This window comes from Candidatus Thorarchaeota archaeon (assembly GCA_021498125.1).
Classification (GTDB): domain Archaea; phylum Asgardarchaeota; class Thorarchaeia; order Thorarchaeales; family Thorarchaeaceae; genus B65-G9.
Window position 1 is genome coordinate 1,313,557 of sequence record JAIZWL010000001.1, and the last position, 18,818, is coordinate 1,332,374.

Consider the following 18,818-nt stretch of genomic DNA (forward strand, 5'->3'; position numbering starts at 1 on the left):
TCATGGCAGATTCGGGTGGCATTCTTTGCCACCCCTCCCCCCCTTTTTTACTTGGTTCGCATGGATTTCCTTTTTCTTCTGTCTTTAATCTCATGACGGATCCATTTTATTGGGGCACGAAAGAACAGCCTTGGCCCTGCTACTCTCATCACGGCTTTCATTTTCTTACGCATAGACGGTCTATAGCAATGGGTGGGGCACTTTCTGCAGGTTGGTTTGTCTTCACCGTATCTGCAATTGTCGAGCCTCTCATGTGCATACTTAAGAAGTTCTGCACAGTCATCACACAGTTCTCCTCGTTTTGTTCCATGCTTTTTACTGCAATAGATGTCGATCATCTCAGCAACTACTTCTTTTTCTGAAGCAATCACTGGTCCTATATTCTTAGTAGAATCTCCGCTCATCTCATTAACCAATGTTAATTTCAACTATGCAGTATTTTAATTCTATGCTCTTTGCATGATGGATTTTGGTTAGTATGCCGTTGATTGAAAGTTGGACTTTCTTGGACAGGAGGTCCAGCGTCCGCCCACCAACGGCAGTGGGCTACTATTACCTCACCATCAAAGTGAAGGTCATACGTGGTCTGTGATTGGAAGTATATACACTCCTGTTTTCAATGTCTAAATATGTCCAAGTTTTCTGTGACTGTTGGCAACCCTCTCATGAGCACGTGATTCCCTTGTTGGACTTTGAGGTCTCCAGAAGTGCTGTGATCAAAAGAAAGTAGAGAGGTTACGGTTCGAGCCTGAAGAAAGAAAGTAGGCATATTTCGCGTGGTTAGGAGGGGGGAGATTGATCTCCAATGAGGAGATATGGAAGGCTTCCGACTCGAACCGCAGTATTATTCCAAATCCTCTTTTAATAAGTATTGAGCTTACTGCATAAAATATTGTGATTTTCTGGGCAAACTTGGTTATCCATAGAGCTATTCAAATTAACGGCGTTATCACAAATATTGAGATACCGAAATGGTAAAAATGGTCAAAACGACAAAACGCATATCAACTGAATTGAACGGGGAGGTGCCGTTTCTTGGCACTAGTAGCCCCATTCTTGTCCCAGTCGTTGTCTGTACCAGCGTTGTCCCCGCTTGGTCAGATGATAGTAGCCTTGGAATTCCTCGATGAGGTGCATACTGACCATACTCTGGAGAACTCCAAAGAGGCGGTCATCAGACGCACCAGTGATCTGTTTGAGGTCTTGAAACCTGAGTTTGCCTTCACGTTTCAAATGCTGTGCAATCTCGAACTTACCAACAGCACGAGTTTCACGACGTGTAATGATGTGTCCACAGTTTGTACAGAGCAGGTCTCCTTTTAGATCGTCACGAGCGACTTCTTTGCTACCACAGACTGGGCATGTTGTCTTTGAAAATCGCAATGCTCGTCTATGTGACATAATTAAGACCAATTGTCCCGCATCGTGACCGCAGATAAAACTAGCGAATGCGCAGTTATCCGTCTAGGTCAATCTGGTTCTGTTCATCTCACGTATCGCGTACAACCAAGTTTTTGAAGATCTCTTCATAATCGATCTCGAAGGGAACCCGCACTCCCGGACGCACATCTCCAGAGTTGCGGTCGAACTCTATGTATCCGCTCTTTGCCAGATCTCTCAGATCTTCACGAATGCTCCTGAGGCTTTTTTTCCTGATTCCTTGGACCTGTTTGACCGAGACCCACCCGCCTTTTTGATACGCAAGAGTCATCACTGCAAGGAGTGTTGCGGCAAGACGATCGGGAAGGACCTCTTGAGCAATGTCCATATCCTTCGTAGGTTGGACATCAATGTAGAATACCCTATCTATAGGGTTGAATTTGATAGATAGACCAAGAGGTTCAAGAAGATTGTGCAACGCTGCAAGTCGTCCGAACAGTACTGCTCGGCCCTCTAGCTCCGGATAACCAAGTGCGTCCAGCATATCTTCCACATCGGCACCAATTGGTTTTCCAGTTCTCGTGAGCAGATTCATCAAGACCGAGTATTCATTCAGGCCCATTATTGTTGACCTCTCTTGTCTGTGGTTATCTTTGTCAGAGTCTGATTGTCAGAGTCGTAGACTAGCAGCCCACGCGAGATAAGGATGATGATCATGAGGAACCGTTCGAGAATCACATCGATATCATCTGACTTTAAGATCGCATGGATTGATATTGTTTCATTAGCAGGCAGGGCGTCATAAAATGCCGTTATTTTTTCGAGGGTGATCGCCTCTTCTGTCCGGATAACAAACTCTTCCTGTGCATCGGTGTCATCATCATCGGATGAATCACCTGTGGGTCGTTCTGCCTGTGCAGTGATCCCTCTAAGCAGTCTCTCCAGTGCTTTAGACAGATTGTGATAGTCCAATTTTGGAATGGTCAATGGTCGCCTGTATCGCATGGCCTTTCCAACTTGTCGTGTAGTCATCCGTTGCAATATCTTCACGTACACATCAGGTGCTAAGAGGATCCGCGCCAGTTCCTGAATTCGGTGGACTTTTGCGCCTAAGATATTGTTGAGGATCTCATCGATCGTGAGTCTTGCTGGGAGTCTGTCCTGAAGGTCTTTGAGTTGACGATACGGGTCGATGAGTGAGAGCTGTAACGGATCGACTCTCCCCTTGTCAATGGCCTCAGCCATCTGCTTTGCCTTTTTCGAGAGATCGCCGGACTCTGACATCTCTAGTTAGCCACCTTTGACATTGGGTCGTCCGGCTTCTCTTCTGCCTCATCGTCCTTTTCCAGTTCGCTCAGGATTGGCCCCTCAATTATCCTTGCTGGCGAATTGCCACTGGGCGCTGCCACTCCGATAAGTCGGTCAGCATACTTTAGCAGGGTCGTTGATTTTGCTGGGGTGAAGACCAAGAGCTGGCTCTCTTTTGACGCCTCTCTAAGAAGTTGCGCAGCAGCATTTGTATTCTCCAGATCGAGAAACGTATCGACCTCATCGAGGACATATATCGGAGCCGGGTTGAACTTGTGGAGGGCAAGGATCAATGCGACAATGAGCATGGATTGTTCTCCACCCGAGCCGGCCTTGATCCCCAAAAATTCCTCTGCATGAGTCCGGATCTGAAAATGAATTCCGGCCGAATCATCTTGCTGTATGTGTTCCAGTCGTATCTCGCCTGTAAAGTCGATCTTTCGTAAAAGCCTGTTGACGTACTTCTCGACTTTTCGCAATGTCTTGGCCATATCTTTTTGATATTGGTCCTTAAGCGAGTCGATCGTGGAGATTGCTTCTGCGAGTTCCTCTTTAAGAGTGGCTACTTGTGCGTTCAGTACTTCCATGCGTTCTTTGAGTTGTTGATCCCTGACAGCAATTGATTCATCAACATCGGTGTAGTCCGTGAGCACATCTCTGACCCGTGACAGTTCTGCATAGACCACCTCGTGATTTCTAATGGTGTTAGGTTGTGGTACGCCCTCGACACTGACAAGAATCTCATTTCTACGGAGTTCGAGTCTGCTCAGGGTGGCAAGTGTCTTACTGACCTCTGTCCTACTGGTCCTCAGTTCCATGTCTATCTCAGCAAGGCGTGTGTTTAGTTGGCGTTGATCCGCGTGTATTTGGTCAAGTTGTTCCGAGAGAGCCTGTTTTTGTTTTTGATGTTCCTTCATTTGCTTGTCTAAATTGGCTATGTCTTGTAGTATCTCGCTGGACTCGTCTTCTGATTGCCCTAATGACTCAAGAAGTTCGTTTCTGCTTGTTTCCATCATCTCAATGTTCTCACGGATCGAATCCAGTTGCTCGCGGAAGTTTTTCATGCTCTGTTCAGATATGGCCACTCTTGCTTTGGCATCACCAAGGTCACTCTCGATATTTCTAAGTCTGATCCGGATAGCTTCCATCTCACCCGTTATGCGTTCACGTTCAGGAGGTTGATGTTGCTCAAGTTCTGCAACATGTACCTTTGCACGCTCGTGATGTGATGTCAGTTGAGCGATCTCTTCTTCGAGTTGTGTGATGTTCTCCTTGACCTGTGGAAGTTCCTCTGTGATCTCTTTCCTGCGTTTCCATGTGGTCTTCCATGCTCCCATCTGTGAGACAAGTTCAAGAATCTTGGTCCTCTTCTCGGAGACCACAGTGATCTCCGCATTGATCTCTGCTATCTTCTTCTCGACTTGTTGTGCTCTCTTCTTTGCTTCTTTCTGTTTCTTCAAGAATGGTGCAGTGGAGAGGATCTTAGGTGGCCCCTTCTTTGGGTGTCCGACGACGGTCTTCTTACGGCTCTCAAACACCTCTCCCTTTAGAGTGACGGCACTGATGCCTTTGTAGGCAAGGCGCGCAGCAGTCTTCGAGTCTGTCGTCACCGCATAGTCCCCGAATGCGATCCTGAACTTTTGTAGAAGCGTGTCAGTCAGGCCCAGTAGTTCCCAGAGCCATCCCCGTACCCGTGAGTTCGGAGGTAACTCTGGAGCAGGGGCGACTTCCTGTTGAAGATCGACTAGGATGATCGGAGCGGGGGCCTCGATCTCATCTCGTAATCGCCTAGTGAGTTGAAAGTCCGCTTTTTCAGTTGTGATGAATGCGTGGACAAGAATGTCTGATAGGACTGCCTCAGCCGGTGCCGCAAGCTCTTCATTTCCGACCAAGAGACCTCCAACTGGTCCTACGACACCTCCGAGCTGGTGTTCGTGCAAAAGCTTTTGGAGTTCTTGGACACTGGGCGGGATTCGTTCTGCGGTCTCCGATAATTTGAGTTCGAGGCTCTTGATCTCTTTTTGAAGTTCGGCAAGCTGGCTCTTTTCGCCAAACAGGCTCTCATTGAGAGTAGCGAGGCGTGCATCTAGTTCTTTGAGTTGCCTGTCAAGGTCCTCTGCTGAGGAGGTCTCAAGAGTGGACCACGCTTGCCCCCACTTGTTTTCCATGGCCTCGATCTCTGCCTCAAGATGTTGCTGTTTGGTCAGGAACGCGCGTAACTCGATTCTTTTGTCTTTGAGTTGTAGGGCGAATCCGGAGACCTCCGTCTGAGCCTCACGCCGTTTTCGATCCCATTTCTCAAACTTCGCAAGTTGGGTCTCAAGCTCTTCTAATTCTCTTACGATCTTGTCCCGTTCTTGAGCAAGTTGTTGGGATTCAATCTCGGCCTTACCATGTGCCTTTACCACCCGTTTGAGATCGTCGCCTATTCGCCTTAGTTGTATCTTATCAGCTTCAATTGTCTCTTCTAGCTTCTTGATCTCTGAGAGTGTCTTTGCATTTCCCTTCTCAATTCGTTCTAGCTGTTCTTGTTTTGATTTAATTCTCGACTCGAGTCGGCCCAGCTCTCTCTCAATACTTCGTTGTTCACGTTCTAGTCTGGTCCTCTTCTCCTCCACTGCTTCGATCTCCTTGGAGACCTTTGCCTTGTCATCACGGAGTTCGTTCATTCCTTCTTTCTGAGCCTCGATCTGTTTCTTAATCGACTCAATCCTCATCTCCACGTCCTGAAGAGTGGCCCAGGCATACTCACGTTCGAGGGCGCGTCGCTGTCTTTCGTATTCTCGTTTCTTCTCAAGTCGTTGCATATCTTTAGTGAGAAGGTGGATATCGCTCTCAACTGCTTTAGTCTCTGCGATGGCCTCTTCTAGTCTTTGCCTGTCGGCACTCAACTCTGATTCTTGTAGAATGATTTTATCTCGGGACCTGTCGAGGCCAGTTCCCTCCTCGATCAGTCGGAGGACCTGTTCCGGAGACGCATCTCGTAGATCATTTGTACGGCCTTGTGCCATGAAGACGAGTGGATTGTCGATATTGAAATGAAGATCTTCGATTGCCCGGCGCATCTCAGCGGCACGAACACGCTTTCCATCTATGTATGCTCGTGGAGTTCTTCCCATCTCAATCTTTCTTGTAAAGACCCGTGTTGTTCTATGGTCCCGGACTGTGATCTCTATCTCTGCACTTCCGGTATGATTTCGAATGAACTGGCTCCATCTGTCATACCTGTTCTCTCGTTGATTTGACCCAAGGCAAAACTTGATGGCGTGAAAGATCGCGCTCTTTCCGGCGCCATTTGGTCCTACTATGATTGTTAGACCCGGTGTGAGTCTGACCAGTGCGTCTTTGAAGGTCATGAAGTTCTTCAGACGAATTGACTCGATCTGAACATCGCCGTTTCCCAGATTCTTCTACCCTCCTCGCCCCATGACGCGCTTGAGTCTGTCATGGTTCTTTTTAGCACTGATGAGACGTATGAGGCGATCCTCTTGGTCTCCTAGAAGCACGAATGGAAATCGGGCCACGAACTTGCTGTCTTTGGCCGATAGCGGCAGTCCCGCGTTGAGTGTCTCTACGACATGTTGAGATTGTGTATAATCTTCTGAGACCATCATCAGATACAATTGGTCAAGAAAATCATTTGGATATATAGTGTTCATCTGCCCGGTGATCATTTTCGCTCCCGAAATCTTACGCACTATCTCCGCGGTTCCACCAATTCCGCCAACCGGAACAATGCCCTTGTCCTGAAGAAGGTCGATCACATCCTTCAGTGTGACCGTCCCGCTCTCTCTCTTGATGGCTAATGCAGTCGCTAGATGGAGAAGATCAGAGTAGCCCCACCCTTCGGTCATCTCGATAATTGTGGGAATATCAATACCCTCTGCTCCAGCAAGAACCTCCGAGATGACTTTGGTCCTGTCCTCATTTGTCGGATTGCTAAACACAAAGGTCCTATCAAAGTCTACTACACTGGCTGCCTCAAGTCTCTCAGGCCGTGCCGTTGAGGCTATCACAATAAGTTCATCCTCGTCCCATGTGACTCCCCGAAGAAGATCTCCAACCAGCATGCCCACTTCTCTTGAGGCTGTGAAGAGCGTATCAATCTGATCAATATAGACAACAGCTGGTCGTTCGCGTCGAGCAAGTTCGAAGAGCGTGCGTACTGCCACAAGCAGACGATCACTACTGAAGGACTCTGACACGCGAAACCGAATCTTCTTGAGTGGGACCTCCTTGCCAAGTGTGTCCGCAAATGCCTCAAAATTAGTTCCCACAGGACCCGCCAGCAAAACACGCCCGCCGAAGACCAGTCCCAACTCGGTCAGTCTCTCTCTTGCAGCTTTGAACTCCTGTATCTCTTGGTGAAATAAGATGGCCTTTTGTCTGACTGAGAACTGTTGCATACCCTCATTGCTGATGTCTTCAGGTGCGACTATTGTGATCATACGTGAGATGGCACTGTCTTCCACTTCTGCTACCACCCGGCAGTCTAGTCTAGTAACATTTGTTTATTATCTATTCGTATACGTGAAATAATTGGCGCCCATGGTCTGTAACGCAAGTGGGTATTATAATTCTTATTTATCCGGCTCTTATGGTTCAATGCGCGTGATTTTTTGAGAGGTGATTGGCAGTCACTAGAGTGGAATTTATATATATTATGACAAATAGTGATTATGTGAGAATAATGATTGTTCGACTTGATGAACGAGGGAGAGTCTGCATTCCAAAGGCCATGCGGGAGAAAACCGGAAACACATTTTTTATTGTAGAGACCCAACGAGGGATTCTCCTTGTGCCAGTGCCTTCCGATCCTGTAAAACAACTTGCGGAGATCGGGCGAAAGATTCCAGAGTTGTCCATCGAGGAACTTCGACGGGCGATTGCCGAACAGGCACAGGTGGAGTGTGCTTGATCTGCGGTGATACCGATTAATCAGTTCCGATACGGTGTTCGATAAACTCGGGCTTGAGATGATTCGACTTGAGAAATGACCTAAAATTCGAATCTTGATTTTATATGAACGACTTGGTGGTCTATCAAAGATTCTAATTTAAAGAGACTAATTGGAGTCTATGACCACATCAACCATAAGCAGTGGTGTCCCTTGCCATATAGGAGCGTGAGGTCAGTTGTCAACACCAAGTGAACGTCTGCGGCAAAAAGTGCATGAGGTAATAGCAACGGTGGAGAGTCATGGACTCTTTGTCCACTCGGGCGACCTACACATACGGTTCCGTCCCTCAACAAGCAGTTCTCGTGCCAAGTCTATTCGTCTGCCGCTGATAGTTGGTGCCTGCGTGATCAATGCACTTGTCCCTCGCTCTGCAATGTTACTAGTTGGTGGCCATGGTGGAGGTAAGACGACACTCATCAAGCTCTTGGGCCGAATCATGACCGGAAAGAGTATTGGTGAGATCGAGGACGGCATTCTTCGGGGTCATCCACAACTGACCGAAGAGAAGATGGTTGCGACACTACGCCCCGGGCCATTGATGAAGGATGGAGTCGAGGTCATAGTCTGGCGAAAGTTCGTGACCGATTTTTGGAAGATCATAGATGAGATCAACCGCCTCACACCACACGCCCAGAATATTCTCTTGTCAATGCTTGCAGAAGGCGAGTTGAAGTATTACGATGAGGTCATGCACTGTGAAGAGTTCTGTCTCTATGCAACAATGAATCCCACGGACTCGGGAACCTTTGACCTAGCGCCTCCGTTTCTCGACAGGTTTGGACTTGCTGTCCCGATAACCATGCCCACGGTAAGTGATCTTGAGACCATCTTAGCCACACGCGACGAACGGCTCTTTGGGTATGACGAACTCTGGCAGGTCCCCGCTCTGTTGACTGAGGAAGACTTGCTCACGATCTGGAATCTGGCAGATAAGGTCCATGTGTCCCTTGAGGCCTCGGAGTACATCCGTGCTCTTATTCGTGAGTTCGGTGCCTGTGTTCGAGTCGACAAAAGTCAGACGCAGAGCCTCACCGTTGAGACCGGTCTCTGTGATGGTTGTCACTATAACACTGCTAAGAGTGTCTGTAACAAGGTAGTACTCCCGTTGAGCGTTCGAGCTGCAAAGGATCTGAATCGGTACAGTAAGGCTGTTGCATGGCTGGTCGGTGCGAGTGAGGTCTCAGTTGAGATCGTGAAATCGATTGCGCCACTGGTCTTCTGGCATCGGACTCGGTATACTCGTGATGAGGTCTCTAAGCAGCCTTTCTATGGGGACCGGTACAAGTTCACCCAACGCCTCGTAGATCTTGCCACTGCTCGATTTGCGGCCCGTGAGCCCGCCCTGAAGATTCTGGCACGCCTCAAGAGAGGTGATGCGACCAAGAAGGAGATCACGGAACTTCAAGAGATGGCTAAGAGTGACCTGATCGTCCAGATTGACTATGTGCAATTGGCAAAGGACCTCACCAAGTCCGGATACACAAAGATAGTCAAGCGGATAGACAAGGCCATTGTCAGTCGTGATGTTCCTGAACTGTCAAAGTTGCTTGATGAGCTGATGTCCAATGGTACGATTCCAAATAGAGGTATGTTGATCGGGCGGGTCTCGGAGGCGTTGCACAGGCTTACCCTCTCGCAGTTTACTCTTACGTTCGAGACATGGCAAGAACTGTGGACTGCAATCAGTCTCAAGTATCCCCCGATGACGCCTATTCTGAAGGAGACCCTCCACCCTCCCAAACGCCGTGTGATCCGGACCGAGCAGCTTACACTTGTGATCTATGCAACTGGCGACTCTCCCGAATCGTCCGTCTTTATTGAGGTCTCAGGCGGGGCTCCGGCTCTTGAACTCAAGGCGATGATCGAGAAGGAGCTGGCATAGGACTTGACGCTGACACAGCCTAACGCTCGTAATTCCCCACTGGTCGATGTGGCCCGGAAGGCATGGTCTCAGGCTCTCTCCGATTTCTATTCCCCACCTCTTCCGGAACCTGTCATAGAGCATAGTGATGAGGCGACGAGTTTCTTCTATGTGGACGACAAGACTTGGACGATTCATATCAACACGGCTGGAGTGCCGCATTACATGACCCCTGCTGAGGCCGAGCCGTTTCTGCGTTCCATCTGCCATCATGAACTTCAGCACTATCTCGTCTGCCCCTATGATACTGTGACCAGTGCCATGATGTTCGCTCGGGCGAGGCGTCATGTCAACAATGCGACGGCCATGTTTGTGTGCAATCTCTTTGCCGATCTTGTTGTTGATTCCCTCCTGTTGAAACGTTTCCCGCAACTGACGCATGATCGCATCCTGTCCTCCATACACGAGTCTGCTATTCGCGGCGAAACCCACTCTGATCTCTGGGTGCTCATCGTCACATGCTATCGTGTGATGTGGGGATTTCCGATCCCCCGCTCTGTTAATGTACCTGATGATACCTTTGAGGCCGCTGAGGCAATAGTGGCTGTCACGAAAAAGTATCGGGATAACGAGCGGAAATGGCCAAAGGCTACTGAGGAGATCGCAAAGATCATCGCGCAATGGCGTCACTCGGATGATGAGCAATTATCCGGAGCTGGCGGTGATCTCTCAGGTGGCGAGGAAGGCGGGGGTGAGGGTGGTGATAGACGAATAGAGATCACTATCCCCTTAGACGTTGATGCTATCATGGGTAGCCCCGTTGAGATCCGCAACGGCGATATCGCGCGAAGGTGCGCAAACCCCTCTCAGGCCTCCACCTCCGATGATGAGCTGGCACGCCTCGCCTCTGATGTTGAGTCACGGGGCGGCGATCTGGATGATCTCCGGGCAGTCCTTCTTCTCTTAGGTGCAGGAACCTATGGTCGCGGTTGGACTCGTTTCTGGTACCGTGCAAAGGTCCGGCGTCTGATTCGTATCGATGTCCATGAGCAGCGTCCGGAAGGTGCAATTCCTCTGACGCCTCAAGTGTGGCGGCTTGGCGATCCTATCGAAGAACTGGACCTTGTTCAGTCCCTGCAGGCCTTTCCTGTTCTGGTTCCAAACATGTCCACACGCCGATGGCTGCGCATCGAGTCGTTTGGTGATACAGAGTCACGAACGCCGCCAGACCTCTTAATCGTGATCGATTCGAGTGGTTCGATGACTTGGTCAATGAGCAGGACGCGACTCTCTGGTGAGTATCATCTTGCATTGATTTCCGCCTTCGGGGCTATGAACTTTGCATTTGCTCGTGGTTGCCGCGTTGCAGCAATCAACTTCTCTGTGGAAACTCGAATTGCAAAGTGGTCACGGGATCGACAGACAATTGAGGATGTTCTCCTCTCCTATCAGGGAGGCGGGACAATCATGCCAGTGGGTGACATGATACGCTTGTGTGATGAGGCACGAAGACCAGTTCTTGTTCTTATGATCACAGATGCGGAGGTTGATAACGGGCCAGAGATGGTTTCAGCGGTCAAACATCTATCCAGTCGAGGTCATCATGTCTTCATGTTCCATATTCATGCTGGTGAGAATGAGAACTATATCCAATTGCAAAAAAGGCTCCTTAATGCGGGTGCTAGAATAGTCCCTGTGAATAATCAATCAGACCTTGTTGGATTAGTTCTAAGAGATACCCGTGCTGTATATGGTATTTAGTGTCTGAGAAATTTGGCATCATGTTTCTTTGTCAATCTGTATTCACGTTCTATATCCCCGATGACTACGCAGCACAAATGTAATAATCAATGTAATGATGATAATGCCAAATATTATATTATTCGCTATAGAGAGGTACTCCACCACCAACGGATTGCTTGAGTAGAGCATATTTGATAGAAACGACCCCTCTTGTCCAAGAAGTCCTATGGTGAGCGATTCAACAATAGTCGATGGCTCCACGAAGACTATCCATCCCATCTCAAGATTCGCAGAGAGTTCAAGTATGATCATTCTCCATGAAATGAACACAAGTGGGGCGGCGAAATATGCAAGAGCCGAGGACATGGTTTCAATCAACATGGTCGTGAGTGAAACAATCAATATTGCCACCACAAAAAAGGCAATTCCTAGGATGATTATTCCCTGAAGCATTATTATTGGATATTTTGTGATTGGAACTCCGAGTATGATCACAATGTCAAGTATTAGTAATTGTAGTTGTGTGATGCAGAGGCCTAACAAGTAATCTGCTGTTAATAGCTCGCTTTGTTTCACTGGAATAGTTGATAGCAGCGTCAGATCGATTTTATGCTTTGTTTCTCCACCTAGTGCGTCTACAAGGAAAACTGCGCTGATTCCCGCCTGAAATGGTAGGAGTAAAGCAGATATCTGTAACGCCAATACAAGAAGCCCTACCAATGAGCCGTCCGAGTTGAATGACTCTGTGCCAACTGATCTAGTGCCGAGTACACCCAGCACTATGGGTTCACAGAGAAGAAACATCAAAACTATAGGTCTTTTCAGGGACTTCAAGCGAAGTGCGATCAAGAGACTCATCTTGCTCTTCAATTGACCTACTACCTCTAGGAGTGGCTGATGTTTCATTATCCATTATCACCAAGTTTTGCTTTTACGGAGAAAGAGTTTCCATGCGATGGATGCAGTGATATAGACTATGATTGCGAAAAACACAACCTGTACAATAAGAAACTGCCATGTGAAGTAAAACCCAAGATAGCTTTCTACTACCGAATTATGCTCATTGGGATTCAGCATTTGTAGCAACAAGTTTCGTACTAACGCAGCGGGGCTCAAAGTTGGAAATGGAACCAAGCTGGACGAATAAAGACCAGTTCCTAGCTCAATTCCTGTCAGTCCATCCCACAGTATTATAAATGCTATATTTATTGCAAACGCAACGCTTGACTTGTCAGTTGCGATATGGACAATAGACATGATGCTGACAAATATTATCGCAGTTATGATTGAAACCAATACTATTGGTCCCACGTATCTGACAAAAAGAAATGATGATTGGGCAACGAGTTCGCTATCTGCGTTCATGAGCCACTTTTGTGCAAAGATTGCCACACCACAAGATAGTTCAATGAGGAAAACTGTGAAAGATAGCACGATCTGTCTTGAAAAGAATATGGTCTTACGTGAAATCGGATGCGATGCGAGTGTATTCACCTGCTTTCTGAATGATGAAGACGAGTACATCCAGCCAACGACTGCAACTACTACATAGAGTGTGATATACAAGTTCTGAGTGTACTTCACAGTGAATTCGAAGAACAGCGCCTGCTCGCTTCTGAGCGTGCCAGAGGTCACCCACACAACTGTAAAAAAGCTTGGAATAATGAATATAGCCAGTAGTCTACGAAGGTTCGCTCTATTATAAATTGAGTTGAGCGTCAATTTGAGAACGAGCGTAAACCGATCAATTGAGTCGGGTACTTGCATTATTCCCTCCTCCGGGCAAGCTCCTTGAACGCACGTTCAAGATTTCCCTCTTCCTGTCGAAACTCGAGCAAGACGCCTCCGCAATCTTGAAGTCCCTGATGAATGCGTTGGGATGTTTCTTGTATGTCTGCATTTTCCACAACAAGCTCATCGTCCTGGAATTGAACTGCCATCTCTGGATATAGCTCTTTCAGTCGATTGTAGAGATCAGCCAATTTTGTGGCACGGATTACTACATTACCTCTCGGCAAATCTGCTAGAATCTGGGTTGGGCTTCCTTTAGCTATTATGCGTCCATTAAAGAGAAATCCCACCTCAGTACTTATGCGCTCAAGCTCGTGTAAGATATGGCTAGAAATAAGGAAGCCGACACCGTGTTCGGTGAAGTATTGCTTGATAAGATCAAGTACCAAAAACCGTCCATTAGGGTCAAGGTTGGCGGTCGGTTCATCCAGAATGATTAGTGACGGATTTCCCATAAAGCTTGCTGCAACTCCAATCAACTGTTTCATTCCTTTGGAGTAATCGACGATCCATCGGTCGGCCGCATCTTCCAGTTTCAAATAGCTGATAAGTTGCTGAGCCTGCCTCTTTGCCTCCTTGAATTGCATTCCCCGTATTCGGCCAATGAAGATGAGATACTCCAGTCCTGATATGCCTGCAGGATACTCCGCCACTTCATGTAGAAATGATACTTTCTTCTTGACCTCATACGCTTCCCTCCAACAGTCCATACCCTCTATGTGAATCGAACCGCTATCAGGTTGTAAGAGTCCACATAACATTCGGATAATTGTTGTCTTTCCTGCTCCGTTTGGCCCGATAAGACCAAATATTTGGTTCTCGATCTCCAGACTCACATTATTGACTGCAATGATTCTTCTTTTATTTCCGTATGTCCTTGTAACATTTTCGAGTATTATTTTCACAACTCGTTCTCTCCAACATATTCTCCAGCAACAGTATGAGATTAAGCAATAGTGGTGGTGACCGAAACCCTGATGGGTTTCATAAATTCGGTCACCTTTCACTTTACGAATTTACATGGTGAAATTATTATTTAATAGCTCCAAGATATTTGATCTATGTACATTCTTGCTGAACTTGTGGTGTCTTTTGACGTATATCCTATCAATGTACCATATGCCCCACCTGCAACAAATTTGACGCATATGAGCAGGTTTCCGCCATAGACATCATTTGTCGTTGCAGATATCGTGGGCTGGAAGTTAATATACGATTTATGGTTGGATGGTCCAATGTCACCACTAGTCCATGCGCAATGTTCCCAAAGTATTGTATGTGTATCGGCATTCAAAATTAGAACGTTCACATCAATTTGGCCATGACCAAAAATATTGGTCGATATATATGCGTAAATTCGAACAGTTGCGGTTATTGTCAAATAGTGATTGCCATTGATATTATCCCGGGCTCCAAGAAGGGCCCATCCATTTGAGGGAAAGCCTATTGCATTAACATGTGCAACGACATATCCATAATTATCATACGGATATGCATCTGAAGTACATCCCGCACCTGCGCCGTGATCAGAATAGGGGTACCCTGGCGTATCACTATTAGAGTATGCTGCAACGCCCTGCAGATTTACCGATGTCCATACGACGCAAACCAGTAATAGAAGAACAATAGTCCTATGTTTCATATTTTCTATTTCCTCCAAACTTTATTGTTTGAGCCTGTTGGAACTCACACCCCAAGCTCAACCAAAAAAAAACAAGCGCTTTATAAACATTACTTATTTTTATACCACACACAGCTTGGCTTGTTGTTGATTTATATGCTGTAGAAAATGGGTTGATGAACAGGACGCGACTTTCCGGTGAGTATCATCTTGCGCTTGTATCTGCATTTGGGGCTACTGACTTTGCATTGAGTCGGGGCTGTCGTGTGGCTGCAATCAACTTCTCTGTTGAGATCCGTACTACGGGATGGGGTCGTGACCGCCATAAGATTGAGGATGTTCTTCTCTCCTATCAGGGTGGGGGCACCGTCATGCCCGTGCACGAGATTACTCGGTTGTGTGCTGACGCGCAGAGGCCTGTCTTAGTCCTGATGATCACTGATGCTGAGGTAGATAATTGGGATGAGATGGTGGCCATGACCCGGCATCTCACAGATCGGGGGCATCACCTGTTCCTCTTTCATATCGGCGCTGCTGATACTGGTGAACAGGAGGAGGCGCGTGTCAGTCTATCCCGGGCTGGAGCCACTGTAATTCCTGTACGCAATGTCAATGATCTCGTGGGGCTTGTTCTGCGTGATATTCACGCGATATATCGGGCCCCATGATAAAGGAGTCATCTATGCTCTTAGACGATTCCGGAAGAAACGTTCTATCTCCAAAGTGGATGGATCCATTCAATTTCCAGAGCCTGTTTCAACGTGTGAGAAATATACTCAAACATGGTAGAAGTAATTGAAATAGAACGGAGTTGAATGAACGTTGGTCACGCGCGAGCCTCTTGAGGTGATAGATCATTCTCTTGAGACCGTAGTCCATATGGTTCGTGAAGATGAAGATGTCCTTGGAGTTGTTGTCTTTGGTAGTTATGCTCGCGGTGAACCATACAATGACGTTGATGTCTGTATAGTCCTCTGGCCTTCGTGTGTAGAGTCCGTAAATCCTCTCAAGAAAGAGATCAAGTATTCTGAGCATGGATTGGATGTGTCGATCTATCAGCGATTGCCTCTATACATTCAGGTCGAGGTTCTAAAGGATGGAGTCATCAAATACATGAAAGATGAAGATGCCTATTATGACATTGCAATATGGACGATTAAAGAATGGGAGGACTTTCGCCCTCGCTATCTTATGTACTTGGAAACAGTCTTAGATGGGCCAAAGGATTCTAAGTAAACTTGATGAGCATGACCAGATCATGCATGAAATCAGGATAGTCTTGCCTCCAAGCTATGTTGAATACAAGAGTTCTCTTACTCAGAAACGTGCAATCGAACGCCTGATTCAAATAGCAATAGAGTGCGTGATTGATCTCTGTGCAGTGATTGTGAGCGCTCAACGACTTGGGATTCCCTCTTCTGAAATGGATGTATTCTCACAATTGGAGGGGATAGTATTTGATGCATCAACTATTGTGAAACTTAGGGAAATGAAACGATTTGGGAATAGGATTGTTCACAGATATGGAAACATCGATGACGCCTATGTGTTAGAGGCTGTACATGAGCTCTTGAGTAATCTGGCAAAGATTTCCGACCTGACTCGTCAGTTCTTGGTTTCGCATGACTGATTCATACCGCAAATATCTGTGATATATTTACTTAAATTATATCTGATATGCTCACGAATGTAGACTCATTCCTCATACGCCTGTTTCTTGCGGGCAAAGATCACTATGACCATTATCGTGAGTCCTGTTGCAAGCAGAACTCCTGCAACTGCCATACCAAAATATGTGGTGCTTGTGGTTGACGGGATAGATACGTTTGTTGTCGTTGATGGTTGTTCAGAGTTAGTTGTTGTAGTGGCACTGATATCTGGAATTTTCGGGAAGATGTTGATTGTGTAGCCCGGTTGGATCTGATTCTGCGAGATTAGGAGAATGCGTGTTCCATTGGTCACTACACTGACATTGAATGAGAAAATTTTATTATGTGAGGTGAAAGTCCCCAGCGACCTGTTTGCATCAAGAGAATGAACAAAATATGTGCCATCCGGAAGACCATACTGACTCAAATCAATTGTATAATTAAACACGCGGCTCTCATTGTTGAAGTTACAGATGGCCGCCAACAGAGTGTCATCCTCGACAAGTCCCTGCGTGATGAGCACATTCTCAGTAGCGTTAGTGGAGATCGAGTTTGTGATGTTGAGAAACTTTGCGAATGCTCGTATCAGCGTTCTATAGAGCAACCAAAGATCTGGTTCCTTCTCATGGTCATAGTTTGCGACTTTTCCCGGGTCGGTCGTGGCGTCAAGCGTTCCGCAATAGAGGATCCATCCACTATCGGGCATTGAGGCATTATGGTAGAGTACAATGGATGTGTCATTAATTCTTGTGCGAGTACCATTGTCGTCCACAATGTATTCGAGTCCTAATAGGTGATAATCGGCACTGAAATTATCCGATCTAAGATAGCGTGAATAATAGTATGGCGCATCATACACAAGATTGAGGTCGAGCAGATTTGGAGTTGTAATGTTCAATAGAATATGTCCGCTGCGAACATATTCAGTGGAATTGTGCTCGATGAGATAGGCCAATCTTGACTCCTCTGGTCCCGGTTCATTACCCACACCTCCCAGAAACACAACATTTCCGCCATTCGCAATATAGTCGTTGATTTTGGTGACTGTAGCATTGTAGTGCCAATAGTCCGTCAGCAGAATGAGCGAGTACTTGGAGAGATCAACGTCCGTCTTTGCGAAACATCTCTGATTGATGAGATCGTATTCAGTGAACAGTCTTAGATTTGAAACGTGGCATATCGGTTCTCCGGTCTGGTAGCCATCACCCACAACAAGTACCTCCGGACTGGAGTTCAGAGTCGGAAGGTAGTTCAGCTGGCCTGCTAAGTTATCAACATACTTGAACAACTTGCGCCCCATCACATCAGTTCTTCCCTGTCCCCAGCTCCATGTGTAACTGTTATTGTTCTCAGGTGCCCAATCAAAGAAACCGAGAGCATCGACTCCTGAGACATAGGATGTCCAGGTCTCCCGGCGGATCTGCTCATAGCTTCCCTCGTGATAATAGAGCCCATCTCCCGCCGTGTTGAGAAAGTCCCAGATCGTTCCCCAGATGGTCATGAAGAGAGGCCTCTCCGAGAGTGAGGTCTTGTATCTGCGGATGGTCTCGTACAAGAGCCAAGGATAGTCTTTTGCATAGTAACAATCGAGCAGGTTGATGTCTGCATTCACTTCATATGCCGCACAGAGATCATCGACTATGCCCCATGTGGGCGGCATGAGAATGAATTGGGTGACCAGAGCGTGTGGGATCTTGCTCTTGATATAATCATAAAAATAATTGTAGACCCAGACCGACTTGTTGTTGAGCCATTCAACTTCAGTCCACCGTTCAGAGTTGTTCGCCTCATATAGTGGCTTGAGATGAAATCCCGTGTCTGCAAAGTAGATGTTGTCGTACTTTGCAATATCGTCGGAAACCTTGGAGTAGATGTCGGAAAACCGTAGCCATGCAGGTTCCTCATCGCCAACCCCTACAGCCCAAATACTTGAGGTATTCATGTACCGTTCCGGAGGCGGTGCGTTAGGATCTTCATAACTTGGAACTGGCCCGAGATTGAGACCGAAATCTACTGCTTCTTCGGCCCAATGTCGGATTGTTGTATTGTAGATGATGTCCAGTGGATTTGTGATGTTGTTGCACCAGAACCCGGTCATATGGATCACTTTTGCACCAGCAGATGCCACACGATCTATGTATTCAAGATCAAAGGGGGATAGTTGTCCTGCCGAATACCAGATAGTGAAGTTCCCGATGATCAGGTCATCTAGACCGAAGAGACCTCCGTGCATGGTGTCAATGGCCACAGTGCATGGGACTATTGCCATCTGAAGTAGAACTAAGACAATAGATGCACCGCAAATACACCTTGAAACCATACGCTTACTCTCTCTTAGCAGAATGATCCATATTTCTGAATGCATGAATGTTGTCAAAAATCAATTTATGATTTTTGAATTCTCAATCCTGCGAAAAATCGAGTACATGTGGACTGCCCATTTGGATTCCTTGCCACTGCAAAGCCTAAATATTATCATATTATTAAATGGATCAGCGGTAGAAC

17 protein-coding genes are annotated in these 18,818 nt (G+C 46.9%); 6 read left to right on the plus strand and 11 right to left on the minus strand.

Annotated elements, in window-relative coordinates; translation table 11 throughout:
• Positions 1–47 precede the first annotated feature (47 nt).
• The 6 genes from K9W43_06260 to K9W43_06285 all read right to left on the minus strand — a co-directional run bounded on the left by K9W43_06260 (position 48) and on the right by K9W43_06285 (position 7,160).
• Positions 48–404, minus strand: a complete 357-nt coding sequence (locus tag K9W43_06260) for a nitrous oxide-stimulated promoter family protein (GenBank protein MCF2136832.1) — start codon at positions 402–404, stop codon at positions 48–50.
• A gap of 637 nt (positions 405–1,041) precedes the next feature.
• On the minus strand, positions 1,042–1,401 hold the full coding sequence (locus K9W43_06265) for a TFIIB-type zinc ribbon-containing protein (GenBank protein MCF2136833.1): 360 nt from the start codon (positions 1,399–1,401) through the stop codon (positions 1,042–1,044).
• Between the two features lie 88 nt (positions 1,402–1,489).
• On the minus strand, positions 1,490–2,002 hold the full coding sequence (locus K9W43_06270) for a hypothetical protein (protein ID MCF2136834.1): 513 nt from the start codon (positions 2,000–2,002) through the stop codon (positions 1,490–1,492).
• On the minus strand, positions 2,002–2,664 hold the full coding sequence (locus K9W43_06275) for a hypothetical protein (GenBank protein MCF2136835.1): 663 nt from the start codon (positions 2,662–2,664) through the stop codon (positions 2,002–2,004). The genes K9W43_06270 and K9W43_06275 overlap by 1 nt, the downstream gene beginning before the upstream one ends.
• Before the next feature lie 2 nt (positions 2,665–2,666).
• Complete coding sequence (locus tag K9W43_06280) at positions 2,667–6,092, minus strand: chromosome segregation protein SMC (GenBank protein ID MCF2136836.1); 3,426 nt, start codon at positions 6,090–6,092, stop codon at positions 2,667–2,669.
• A 6-nt stretch (positions 6,093–6,098) separates the two neighbouring features.
• Complete coding sequence (locus tag K9W43_06285) at positions 6,099–7,160, minus strand: ATP-binding protein (protein ID MCF2136837.1); 1,062 nt, start codon at positions 7,158–7,160, stop codon at positions 6,099–6,101.
• A gap of 218 nt (positions 7,161–7,378) precedes the next feature.
• Here K9W43_06285 and K9W43_06290 point away from each other — a divergent pair, with 218 nt between their 5' ends.
• The 3 genes from K9W43_06290 to K9W43_06300 all read left to right on the plus strand — a co-directional run bounded on the left by K9W43_06290 (position 7,379) and on the right by K9W43_06300 (position 11,270).
• Positions 7,379–7,606, plus strand: a complete 228-nt coding sequence (locus K9W43_06290; protein MCF2136838.1) for an AbrB family transcriptional regulator — start codon at positions 7,379–7,381, stop codon at positions 7,604–7,606.
• 217 nt (positions 7,607–7,823) lie between these two features.
• Positions 7,824–9,530 carry an AAA family ATPase gene (locus tag K9W43_06295; protein ID MCF2136839.1) on the plus strand — a complete coding sequence of 569 codons (1,707 nt, stop codon included), beginning with the start codon at positions 7,824–7,826 and terminating at the stop codon, positions 9,528–9,530.
• A 3-nt stretch (positions 9,531–9,533) separates the two neighbouring features.
• Positions 9,534–11,270 (plus strand): VWA domain-containing protein, encoded by a 1,737-nt coding sequence (locus K9W43_06300; GenBank protein ID MCF2136840.1) that lies wholly within the window; start codon positions 9,534–9,536, stop codon positions 11,268–11,270.
• A gap of 42 nt (positions 11,271–11,312) precedes the next feature.
• Here K9W43_06300 and K9W43_06305 read toward each other — a convergent pair whose 3' ends face one another.
• The 4 genes from K9W43_06305 to K9W43_06320 all read right to left on the minus strand — a co-directional run bounded on the left by K9W43_06305 (position 11,313) and on the right by K9W43_06320 (position 14,685).
• On the minus strand, positions 11,313–12,158 hold the full coding sequence (locus K9W43_06305; protein MCF2136841.1) for a hypothetical protein: 846 nt from the start codon (positions 12,156–12,158) through the stop codon (positions 11,313–11,315).
• A gap of 9 nt (positions 12,159–12,167) precedes the next feature.
• Positions 12,168–13,019 (minus strand): hypothetical protein, encoded by an 852-nt coding sequence (locus tag K9W43_06310; protein MCF2136842.1) that lies wholly within the window; start codon positions 13,017–13,019, stop codon positions 12,168–12,170.
• Positions 13,019–13,948 (minus strand): ABC transporter ATP-binding protein, encoded by a 930-nt coding sequence (locus K9W43_06315; protein MCF2136843.1) that lies wholly within the window; start codon positions 13,946–13,948, stop codon positions 13,019–13,021. Before K9W43_06315 ends, K9W43_06310 begins: the two co-directional genes overlap by 1 nt.
• Positions 13,949–14,079: 131 nt before the next feature.
• Positions 14,080–14,685, minus strand: coding sequence for a hypothetical protein (locus tag K9W43_06320; GenBank protein ID MCF2136844.1), 606 nt, complete (start codon positions 14,683–14,685; stop codon positions 14,080–14,082).
• A gap of 155 nt (positions 14,686–14,840) precedes the next feature.
• Between K9W43_06320 and K9W43_06325 the strand changes: the two genes are divergently transcribed.
• The 3 genes from K9W43_06325 (at position 14,841) to K9W43_06335 (ending at position 16,294) form a co-directional block, all read left to right on the plus strand.
• Complete coding sequence (locus K9W43_06325; GenBank protein MCF2136845.1) at positions 14,841–15,332, plus strand: hypothetical protein; 492 nt, start codon at positions 14,841–14,843, stop codon at positions 15,330–15,332.
• 154 nt (positions 15,333–15,486) lie between these two features.
• Positions 15,487–15,900: a nucleotidyltransferase domain-containing protein gene (locus tag K9W43_06330; GenBank protein MCF2136846.1), complete on the plus strand. Its 414-nt coding sequence runs from the start codon at positions 15,487–15,489 to the stop codon at positions 15,898–15,900.
• On the plus strand, positions 15,878–16,294 hold the full coding sequence (locus K9W43_06335; protein MCF2136847.1) for a DUF86 domain-containing protein: 417 nt from the start codon (positions 15,878–15,880) through the stop codon (positions 16,292–16,294). The genes K9W43_06330 and K9W43_06335 overlap by 23 nt, the downstream gene beginning before the upstream one ends.
• A gap of 65 nt (positions 16,295–16,359) precedes the next feature.
• On the opposite strand, the gene K9W43_06340 is transcribed toward K9W43_06335, so the two are convergent.
• Positions 16,360–18,678, minus strand: coding sequence for a hypothetical protein (locus K9W43_06340; protein MCF2136848.1), 2,319 nt, complete (start codon positions 18,676–18,678; stop codon positions 16,360–16,362).
• Positions 18,679–18,818 lie beyond the last annotated feature (140 nt).

Coding starts and splice junctions, on each gene's coding strand:
- K9W43_06270 (MCF2136834.1), bottom strand. CDS start 2,002: ATGGGCCTGAATGAATACTCGGTCTTGATGAATCTGCTCACGAGAACT.
- K9W43_06335 (MCF2136847.1), top strand. CDS start 15,878: ATGGGCCAAAGGATTCTAAGTAAACTTGATGAGCATGACCAGATCATG.
- K9W43_06310 (MCF2136842.1), bottom strand. CDS start 13,019: ATGCAAGTACCCGACTCAATTGATCGGTTTACGCTCGTTCTCAAATTG.
- K9W43_06320 (MCF2136844.1), bottom strand. CDS start 14,685: ATGAAACATAGGACTATTGTTCTTCTATTACTGGTTTGCGTCGTATGG.
- K9W43_06305 (MCF2136841.1), bottom strand. CDS start 12,158: ATGAAACATCAGCCACTCCTAGAGGTAGTAGGTCAATTGAAGAGCAAG.
- K9W43_06290 (MCF2136838.1), top strand. CDS start 7,379: ATGATTGTTCGACTTGATGAACGAGGGAGAGTCTGCATTCCAAAGGCC.
- K9W43_06260 (MCF2136832.1), bottom strand. CDS start 404: ATGAGCGGAGATTCTACTAAGAATATAGGACCAGTGATTGCTTCAGAA.
- K9W43_06265 (MCF2136833.1), bottom strand. CDS start 1,401: ATGTCACATAGACGAGCATTGCGATTTTCAAAGACAACATGCCCAGTC.
- K9W43_06340 (MCF2136848.1), bottom strand. CDS start 18,678: ATGCATTCAGAAATATGGATCATTCTGCTAAGAGAGAGTAAGCGTATG.
- K9W43_06275 (MCF2136835.1), bottom strand. CDS start 2,664: ATGTCAGAGTCCGGCGATCTCTCGAAAAAGGCAAAGCAGATGGCTGAG.
- K9W43_06325 (MCF2136845.1), top strand. CDS start 14,841: ATGAACAGGACGCGACTTTCCGGTGAGTATCATCTTGCGCTTGTATCT.